The organism is Nocardia aobensis NBRC 100429, from assembly GCF_000308375.1.
GTDB lineage: Bacteria > Actinomycetota > Actinomycetes > Mycobacteriales > Mycobacteriaceae > Nocardia > Nocardia aobensis.
Map to the genome: position 1 here is coordinate 1 of NZ_BAFQ01000234.1, position 1,379 is coordinate 1,379.

The window sequence follows — 1,379 nt, forward strand, 5'->3', positions numbered from 1 at the left end:
GATGCCCCTATGGATGTCAAGCGGCTGTGAGTAGTGCCGTGGCCGCTGGTCCGGGTTGAGATTCGGTGATGATTCGGTAGAGCTCACGCGCGATGTAGCGTTTGAGGCATCGGATAGCTTCGCGCCTGCTCTTGCCATCCGCCTCGCGGCGGGCGATGTAGCTCTTTGTGGCTGTGTCCCAGCGCAATCGGGCAATGACGACGGTGTAAAGGGCGGAGTTGGCTTGGCGGTCACCGCCGCGGTTGAGCCGCCGACGGATGGTCTTGCCGGAGGAGGCTTCGATCGGGCTGACACCGCAGAGGGCCGCGAACGATGCTTCGCTGCGGAGACGGTCAGGATTGTCGCCGGCAGCGATGAGCAACGCGGCCGCGGTATTGGGACCGACGCCGTAGCAGTCGAGCAGCGCTGGATGCGATGTGGCGATGGCGGCGGCGATGTGGGTTTTGAGGTCGTCGATCTCGCCTGTCAGGGCGAGGATCCGCCGTGCGAGCGAGCGCAGCGTGTAAGTCGCGGCGCCGACGCTGGTCGTGGGTGCGCTGCAATCCAGGTCGGCGCAGCGACGGACCAGCCGCGCGTTGCTCAATCCGGTCAGTGCTTCGCGCAGGGCCGGGTTCGCGCGCACGATGACCGCTTTGAGCTGGTTGATCGCCTGCGAGCGAGACTTTATGGCGGAATCCTTTGCCATCTTGAGCATGCGGAGTACTTCTGCTGGCCCATCACCGGTCTTGGCAACGGCGGTCGCCCGCCCGGCCAGCACAGCTCGGGCGGCTGTTTCGGCATCGATGACGTCGGTTTTGCCGCGACGCCGCCGATTCGCCTTATCGGGCCGGTTGACTTCGAGGACTACGACGCCTGCGGCGCGCAGGACGCGGGTCACGGCGATGCCGTAGGAGCTGGTTCCTTCGACGCCGGCGCGCTTCAGTTTTCCGAAACCGCTGGCCCAATCCAGCAACTGCTGGTACCCGGTTGCGGTAGTGGCGAAGATTCTGTGTCCCAGCGAATTTCCCTGAGCGCTGATGACGAACGCGACGTGGAAGTCCTTGTGGGTATCAATACCTAGGATCACGGTCTCGTCATTGGTGTCTGGTTGGCTGGGGCGGTCGTCACGAGGAATGCTGGACACGGGTCGGCTGTCTCCTGATCGGCTTTCGGGGACCGAGCTGGCCGACGCCGGGCCGGGTGGGGCGGTCAGGACTGTGACGGTGCCTTGTTTGCGGCAAGGCCCCTATCGGGACACGCCCTGCCGGTCCGGCGGCAGCAAGCACCGCCCCAGGTGATGGTCGACAGATCAAACTCAAGGCACTCGCGGCCAGTCATAGCGCGGGTCATCCCGTTACCTGGGGCGGCACCCATTCATCATCACAGTCGTAGCGAGTCGC

1 protein-coding gene is annotated in these 1,379 nt (G+C 64.8%); it reads right to left on the reverse strand.

The features are described 5' to 3' along the window. Positions 1 to 16: 16 nt before the first annotated feature. A complete protein-coding gene (locus tag RJ03_RS27385) occupies positions 17 to 1,123 on the reverse strand; it encodes an IS110 family RNA-guided transposase (RefSeq protein WP_373281728.1) in 1,107 nt (368 codons plus the stop codon). Positions 1,124 to 1,379 lie beyond the last annotated feature (256 nt).